This window comes from Bacillus cereus group sp. BfR-BA-01382 (assembly GCF_022663475.1).
Taxonomy (GTDB): Bacteria; Bacillota; Bacilli; order Bacillales; family Bacillaceae_G; genus Bacillus_A; species Bacillus_A thuringiensis_S.
This window is the reverse complement of sequence record NZ_JAKUFQ010000159.1, coordinates 1-8,565: the sequence shown is the minus strand read 5'-3', so window position 1 is coordinate 8,565 and position 8,565 is coordinate 1. Positions and strand designations below refer to the sequence as shown.

The following is an 8,565-nucleotide window of genomic DNA, read 5'->3' as shown; positions in this document are numbered from 1 at the left end:
GTTGTACTAATATTCATTACACGCCCTTTATCTGAAACAGATTTCACTTCTGTTCCATTTGGAGCGAGAATATCAATACCTTGATGTAATCCTTTACTTTCCCCCTCAGGTACTAAACCAAACTGCTTCACAATAGTTGGAGGGTCAACATCAATGGGTTTGTTAAATCCGTCTGGAAATACTTTATTTACATCCAATCCGTTTTTCTTTCCTCCCCATGATGTACCTAATGGGTTTTTAAATAATTGAGCATATCGTTCTTTCCACATTTCATCTGTCATGTCATCAAATTCAGATAAATATTTTTGTTCTTCCATAACAAACATCATATTAATAATATCTTGTGAACGAGATTCTTTTATTCTATTTTTATATAGAAAACCTTCTACCGTAGGCTCCAGTGGGTTATGTAATGGTTTGTCAGGGAATAAATCGTTCCAGTGTTCTTTTAATTTATCAAATATACCTTTGATGAAAGAACTAAATCCTAAGTCTCCACCGCCACCTTTCACTTCTAATCCACTTGCTGAACCAACTTCAAGATTTCCATCAGCCATTACTTTTGTTCCATCTTCTTTCATTACCCAAGGTGCTTTACTTTCAGGAGAAGCATAGTAACGTAATACATGTTCTATGTATTTTGCATCACCGTAAGTGCTACCACTCCATCTAAAGTATTTAGAAGGATTGTTATGAACCTCGTCACGGAATTTCATCCATCCAGTGTCTCCAGTGTTCTGTCTAATTTCATCAGATGTTTTACCTGTTTCTTGTGCATACAAGTCAACAATGGCATTTGTACCACCAGGTCCATAGTTGTAGGCTTGAATAGAGAGTAATACATTGTAGAAATTACCTTTTAATCGAGAAGCAAATTCCATTGTACCTGCTTTAATATTCGCATCCACATCCGTTACATCCCCAGGACCACTTATGTTCATCGTTTCTTCTTGCTTTGTTTGGAAGTTAAATGCAGTTACACCTTTGATAACCTCTCCTGGTTTTTCAACCTGCATTAATCCAACCGCCGCACCATTGTATCCTCTGCCACCAGGTAGGCTTCCTTCATGGTCACCACCAGATTCTTGGGATGCCTTAGCAACTAATAAATACGGGTCTACACCAAACATCTCTCCATATTTTTTGAATATCTCAATATATTGAAGTGATTTCTTGTAGTTCTCAGAGTCAGCACCTTCACCTAACTTGAACTCACCCATATCTACCTGCCCACCACCTTGTTGTGCTTGAGCATCCTTTTCTTCATGTTCTTTTAGTAAAGCTTCTAATTCCTTAATATCTTTCCTTGTTCGAGCACTTACATCAAACACTATGGCCGCATCAAGTGGAACACGGCTTTCAAAGTTTTGTAAATAATCTCTAAAATAACGATTTCCCGTAATACTTGATGTATCTGGTTCACCTTCGTATTCTGGTGTTTGCTCCCACATTGTTCCTTCTGCATATCTGAACATAGTAACTTCTTCTTCATACCACTCTTTTTCTTCATATTTTTCTGTAATTGGTTGTGAATTTGGTACAACTGTTTCACTACCATTTTCATCTTTGAATAGTGGAAGACCTGCTCCATTTGTTTTTGCACGAGTCTTAGTAACCATTCTCGATTTTTTTACCTTTTGCTTGAATGGAATTTTTTCTTCATATCTTTCTCCTGTATCTTTCCATTCATTTTGAATCTTGTTTTGAATGTTACCCGCAGGTGAGGCAACTTTATCAATCATCCATGCCTTTTTCGGATATCCTTCTACTGACTTTTTGTGTTCTTCTTGCTTATCTTCAGGAATGTTTTGCTTTTGAACCACCTGTTGTTTTTCCTCATCCCATGAATCCTCATAAAGAACTTTTCCTCTACCTTCTTTTTGTTCTTCATATTCTGAGTAATGAAGAATTGGGGCGAATCCATAATCCCAAACACCTTTTTCCTTTTTATCGTTTATTCGCTTCCCACCCTCCTCATAGCTATTACTCTCTACAACTAAATTCCCTTTATCATCAGTTAATTGTTTAGCTTCTAATGTTTCAGGGTCATGATAGACTGGTTTTAGAAATTGCTCTGGAAATCTAAATTTATTATCAAAAAGAAATTCATCCAGAGTCCACAACATATTAGGACTTAAATAAAACATTTTTTCTCTGTCATTTTTGTCCTTAATTTGCCTGTTTTTTATTTCAGGGTCATCCGCTGTATATAGTTTCTTTTCATCTCCAACTGTGATGTAGTATGAACGGTCTGAAAAATACGTATAAAAAGCCTTTATCATTTTATTACCTGGCGACAAATTAATAGCTTGCCATTGTCCAAGCTTATTCTTTTTTAACTTATTATCATGTTTCTCGTCTTCCATTTGATAGCCCTGTTCTTTCCCTCGACTTTCAAAAATAGTGTCAAAAATAACAGTGAATAAATAGAATATAAGAATAGCAATTAATAGATACGGAAGAATAGCAATTACAAGTGATTTTAAGGCACCAAAAACTGCTTTTAAAATCATTTTTGTTCCCTTTTTCAATGCCTTCATTGCCATTTTCCCTGTCTTTTTTGCACCCTTTTGCATCGTTTTATTCATTTGTTCTTCTGCTATTTGCGATGTGGCATCTGTACCGTTTTTGTTCTCTTCATTCATAGATTTCTCCCCCTTTCAACGCTTTATCTTTATTCTATTCTTTTACTATTGTTATTAACTATATATAACGAGTTCTACCAAGTTTTAACTATAGTGAAAATAAAATGAATAAAAAAAGGATAGACGTTAGCAAAGAAAAATCGCCATTGTCTATCACTCTCTTATTCCTTTTAAAAACACAAAAAGGGCTCCATTACCAAATAGGTAACAGAACCCTCCTATATTAAAAATCTATTTTTATTTGAACCGCATGAAAAGGGAATCTTAGTCTTTTAATCTTCCCATTTCTCGCAAGTATTGTTCTCGATTTCGTTTTAATTTCGGTCTCTCTTTCAAGTGGTATATACCTGCATCAATAATTTTGTACAGAGAGTACACAACTAAAAATATTAAATAACCATCCAGTAATTCTTGTAGCATACTATCATCTCCTTTTTTTGTAGAGTTATCACAAACCCTTCCTGTTTTTTAATATTCATTTATATAATTATATTATATAACTTTAATACTTATTCGTCAATTATTTTTTTCGAAAATAAACTAACTATTTAATGAGATGAATATAAAAAAGAGACTTATCGTTTTTCATACGACAAATCTCTCATTCTAAATTCACTGTTTCTATTTCTTAACCTTTCTGTAATTTGGTATTTTAAGCATTTCATTATTGGAGAAGTTTGCATTCATATCTTTTTGAATAATATAATTATTTCCAGATTTTGATACGTTTTTATATCCAAATGCTTCTTTATCTACCCACATACCAACAGTTCCTTTTTCTTTATTTGCTGTAGCATGAAGAATACCTTTTGTTTTGTAATAATCCATTGCTTGCTTATCATTGTTTTTGAATGATTCCATCACAGTTGCAAGGTTTTGTTCTTCTTGCGTTCCATTTAAGTTAGAATTATTAAATTGTTGAGTCGTTTCATCAAAGTCGTATTCTACATACATTTTGTTGTCACCTACATCAACCATTTGTTTAATTCCAGTATCTTCTTCTAACCCTTTTACATTATGATAACGAGTAACAGCTCCATTGTTTGCGATATCTTCTTTCATATATCCTTCTGCTTGTTGTGTGTAAGAATCTAAACTATCAGGTGAGCTTCCTGTTGTTAAGTCCTTCATTGTGCCCAATGCAGATTTAATGTTTCCATTCCCATTTTCCTTACGTGCAGTAAAGCTATCATTTGCTTTATTAAAAGTTTGCATACCTTTTTGTTTTGCAAGGTCAGTAGCTAATCCCATACCTGCTCTATCGCCAACAGCACTTGAACCTGCCATGACACCACCAACTGCACCTACCTTTGCGGTTGCCATTGCGATTCTACCCATACCTTTCGCACCTTCTTTAAGAATTGATTTTTTCTTTAAGCTTGGTGTAGGGCTATTGCCACCTGCTGTTCCATTCATTCCTCTCATCTGACTGTTCATTGCATGAGTTTGTTTACTATCTACATCTGCCATAGAACTCGCTCCCATATTTGCACCGCCAGAACCACCTGCTCCAATTCCATTGAAGTTTTGGGCTCCTTTTTTGTTCATTTGTGAACCTCCACTTACAGATTCCATAGTTTTCTTACGGTTACGTTGCTCCATAAATCCTGCGGTAGCTCCTCCTACCATACCCATACCCATACTTAATGCTTGACCACCAATTTGACCTGAGATACCACCGCCAGAAAGTCCCATTAGGTTTTGACGGAACCATTGTGTCATTGGTACAAATGCAATAAGCAAGATGATACTTTCTATTAATCTTGTTTGACCTAATGTAGTAACATTGGCAAAGAAAGCTATCATTAATGCATGGAATGATTGCATATAAATGTTTGATGTTAATTCTTTCATATAGTTACCAAACAATTGCTTGTATTTACCACCAAATGCAATAGATACAACAAATAATGGTGCAGTTGAATACAGTAATGCTACTGTAATCGCCCTCATGATGTACACAAAGTTAAAGTAAATCATGATGATGAAGAATGCAATATTGATTAAAATAGCACCTACTAATCCTGAACTCATGGTATCTGCTGTTCCAAATGCATGAGAATAATTAGATGCACTTCCAAATACAGCAACTAATTTGAAATTAATCAGAGCTAATACATGGAATAAAGGACCAATTAAAGCTAACATAAAACCAGTCAATAAAAGGTTTTGAATGCCATCAATTAAATTTACTCGCATCATTGGGTTTACTGCCGACAAGTTTCGGGAAACTAATAATTTTACAATTGCTCCAATGATAAGTGCCCAAGCAAGACATTGACACGCCCAGAATAGTGATTGAGCTGAATCAAACCAAGGTAAAGGCATAATTCCTTGATAAGTTGTTGCTGAACGTTGACCATCATTTAACATCAACTCTTGGAAACTATATAATCCTAATAATTGACGAATTGTTCCTAAAACACTACTAATAAACTCACTAAAATATTGTTCGATTTTACCTGGTTTAGCCAGTTTATCTACTTGAGAAAATGTGATTTCATTTTTTACATAGTTTGTGTTACCTTGTAATACAATTCTTTTCCAATCTAAATTTTTCACTTCATTATCTTTTACATCTTTTTGTGCTTCTTTTGGTAATGTACTTGCTAATTCCTGTCCAGGGTAATAACCCTTTGGTACCATCGCAACAAAATATGCAGTATTAGCCCCTTCGCCTTTTACCTTAATATAATGGTCTTTTTTAGTTCCCTTCACTGGATTTGGAACATCACTACCTGATGAAAATTCGAATGATTTCCCATTAAAATCTATAGTTGTTGAGTTTCCATCCATCGCTGAATCAGAAGCATTAGCAACTTGAATGGCTAACTCTACAAAGTCTTCCCTTGAAAAATCCTTTTCTGCATCTTTTTTAGAAAATCCTGAAACAGACATGATATATGAAATTGCATCATTAAATGAATTAACTAATGTATCAGCAACCCAATATGCTCTTTCTCTATCTAATCCAGTTGCCGCAGTAGAACCACCAGTCATTCCAGTATGATAACCAGGGAATGAATACACTAAAGGCCAATCACTTTTAAAATATCCTGATTTAGGTACTAAATCGTCATATGCTTTTTTTACCTTATCTTTTTCTCCTTTTATACTTGGAATTTCAAAGTTGCTTGTCTTAGCCTTTTCTGCAAATATACCAATTTCTGATTCTCTATGGTTTGATTCAATGGTTGTATTATCATCAAATGAAATAACTGCATTGTAGCGATTAGAACCAAAATCAATGGCAATCCCCATAAAATACGCATCATGAGCGTATGCCTTAATAGGCGATAACAACAATGATGTTGCTGTAACAGCGGTTATTGCAAATTTAGAGAGGGTTTTAAAAAACCCTCCTTTTTTTCGGTCACTCATAAGTATCCCTCCTTACATTAAGCGATTTTTTTCTTTATTTGAATGTGGTTATGATTCTCTTCTACTTCATCCAAAGGTTTCGCTTGATGTGCTTTTTTAATTAAGTCCACTTCAAATTCAAATGGCATTACATAAGCAACAGAGCTTTCTCCATTCATACGAATCAGTAACTCTCCTCGTTGTGCTTGTAGTAAGAAGTTTCTTTCTCCATCAGATAATTTGAATGTGTCTTGTAATAAATCAATATCCGTACTATCTTGACGTAGGAAGATATTGACTACAGCATTCGTTAATACCGCTTTACCTTGCTCATTATTCGCAAATTCGATAAAGTTTTGAGATGCTACTAATAATCCACCGTTACGTTTACGGATACGTCTTGAACAGTTTTCTAAGAATTGAGATGTATATTCGAATCCTGCCATGTTTTTATTTACTAACATCCATGCTTCATCACAGACAATACGTTTTTTAATATGTGGGTTTTTCTTGGCAAATTTCTCCCAAGTCCAACTCATTGAAACAAACATACCAATTGGTCGAAGTACGCTTTCTTCTAATCTACTAATATCGAAAGTAACAATTGGTGCATCTTTAAAGTTCGCTAATTCTTCAGATGTATAACAGTCGAACATGTCATACACGCCACCCTCTTTAAAGATTTTTAGTGCATTTGCTAAACTTTCTAATTCTTTATTCTGTTCTTTTCTTGCATAAGACTCGAATTCATCATGGAAGTCTGTAAATCTTGGCATTTGACGTTTACGACCAGTTTCTGAGAACTCGCCAGTTAACTCATCAAAGTATGGTTCATTGTCATATAACGAATCAGGGTCTGATGTAAAGCCTTTATCCTTATATACTTTTGCAAGAATATGACCTACAATTGAACGTTGTTCAGGTGTTAATCCTCCTGCCATAACCGCTACAAGGTTTAACAAATCGGCAACTTTCGATTTTAAATCAATCTCCTCTTTACCAGTGTCCACATTATATTCTGTCTCTACATCAAACGGATTAAGGAAGTGTTTAGAGTCAGGTGCTACATAGATATGTGCTCCTCCTAATGCTCTTGTAAGTGGTTTGTACTCTCCCTCAGGGTCAATAATTACTGTACGTACACCACGTAATGCACTTCTCATTGTTAATAAAGACACGAAGAATGTTTTACCAGAACCCGCTTGACCAAATACCGTAATATTCGAGTTATTTAATTTATTCCTATCATAAAAATCAATTAATACAGGTGTAGACGTTGATAAATTCACTCCACAGAAAATACCTGTTTCATGAGAGATTTCAGAATTATAGAATGGGAAACATGCTGTTAGGGCTCCAGAGTTGAAGTTTCTGAATGAATCTAATATGTATGTTTTCCCAAATGGAAGAGCTGATTTATAGCCATCATCTTGTCTTAAATAGGTAGGCATCATATAAACCTTTCTACCCTTTAATTTGTTGTCTAACTTTTGGGATTCCTTATTCAATTCCTCTTTGGAATCCGCATATAAATTCGATGTGATTTGGATGTAAAAAAGGTTTTCATAGTTTTGCTCTAATTTTTCACGTTGGTTATATAATTGAACAATCGTATTTCTTAATCGTGTAATATCACGAATATTCCCCTTTTCAGTTTCGATTTGTAATTGCGATTCGAATTGCGTAAGTTTATGCGTTAATTCATCAAGAGCTGTTCTATCATCAGCAGGTTCGATATATAACGCTGTATCTAAATCACCTTCATAGCTATATAACAAATCAAGCCAACCCACAGATACGTTTGTAGGAAATCCTTGCATAACCATATTACGCACGTATTTATTTCCTACTTTTAAACAATCATCAAAACTTCTATCAAAAGAAGGAGGAGCAACAAAATCTTTCATACTCCTTGTCCCTCTTTCTAATGTATCTGTTTGTTCTTCTTTATGATTGGCATTTAAATCAATAATTGCATCTCCGTTTATTTTGTTTTTTGATTTTTTCTTCTTAAAGAATGACATCTTTATCAGCCTCCATCTCGGGAATATTTGGAATTTCTACAGATGGTGTTTTGTAGTAACCTGCAACAGCTTCTCGAATTTTATTGATTTCTTGAATCGCTTTATTTGCTGAAGATTTTACATCTGCATCTACTCCGTTACTCTCTAATAATTCTTTTTCTAAGCGAATTTGAGATTCATATAAAATCCAATCCAATTTCCCTTCTGGTAATACCTCTTGTAATGGATTCTTCTTACCTTCCACCATAAGATTTAAGTATTCACCACTTACAACACCTTCAGCATGTGAATGGTTTTGTCTGTGATAGACACCAAATATTACTTCTGCAACTTCATTCGTTTCTAAAATGTTTCCTTTTACACCAATACCTGCTAATCCATCAATTAACATTTGGCAACGTGTATAAAGTTCTTTTGCAGAATAATCGTATTTTTCCTCATCCGTAGCTGTCGTTAACTCATTCGCTTCCATATAAGGTACGATGATATATTTTTTCTTTTGTTTGTTATTTCCAATAATTGTTGGTAAATTCGCC

At 34.5% G+C, this 8,565-nt stretch carries 4 protein-coding genes and 1 pseudogene; all 5 read right to left on the bottom strand.

Annotation, left to right across the window (positions count from 1 at the left end; translation table 11 throughout):
- The coding region (locus MR160_RS31900; protein ID WP_242299062.1) for a transglycosylase SLT domain-containing protein at positions 1 to 2,645 on the bottom strand (2,645 nt) is incomplete at its 3' end.
- Positions 2,646 to 2,909: 264 nt separating this feature from the next.
- Positions 2,910 to 3,065, bottom strand: a complete 156-nt coding sequence (locus tag MR160_RS31895) for a hypothetical protein (protein ID WP_242299061.1) — start codon at positions 3,063 to 3,065, stop codon at positions 2,910 to 2,912.
- Positions 3,066 to 3,266: 201 nt separating this feature from the next.
- Positions 3,267 to 6,026, bottom strand: coding sequence for a hypothetical protein (locus tag MR160_RS31890; RefSeq protein WP_242299060.1), 2,760 nt, complete (start codon positions 6,024 to 6,026; stop codon positions 3,267 to 3,269).
- A gap of 17 nt (positions 6,027 to 6,043) precedes the next feature.
- A complete protein-coding gene (locus tag MR160_RS31885; RefSeq protein WP_098297213.1) occupies positions 6,044 to 8,029 on the bottom strand; it encodes a VirB4 family type IV secretion system protein in 1,986 nt (661 codons plus the stop codon).
- A pseudogene (locus MR160_RS31880) lies at positions 8,016 to 8,565 on the bottom strand (hypothetical protein); the annotation flags it as partial. The pseudogene MR160_RS31880 and the gene MR160_RS31885, both read right to left, overlap by 14 nt.

What these genes read in the sequence shown, in the direction of transcription:
- MR160_RS31895 (WP_242299061.1), bottom strand. Translation starts at nt 3,065, where the DNA reads ATGCTACAAGAATTACTGGATGGTTATTTAATATTTTTAGTTGTGTAC.
- MR160_RS31890 (WP_242299060.1), bottom strand. Translation starts at nt 6,026, where the DNA reads ATGAGTGACCGAAAAAAAGGAGGGTTTTTTAAAACCCTCTCTAAATTT.
- MR160_RS31885 (WP_098297213.1), bottom strand. Translation starts at nt 8,029, where the DNA reads ATGTCATTCTTTAAGAAGAAAAAATCAAAAAACAAAATAAACGGAGAT.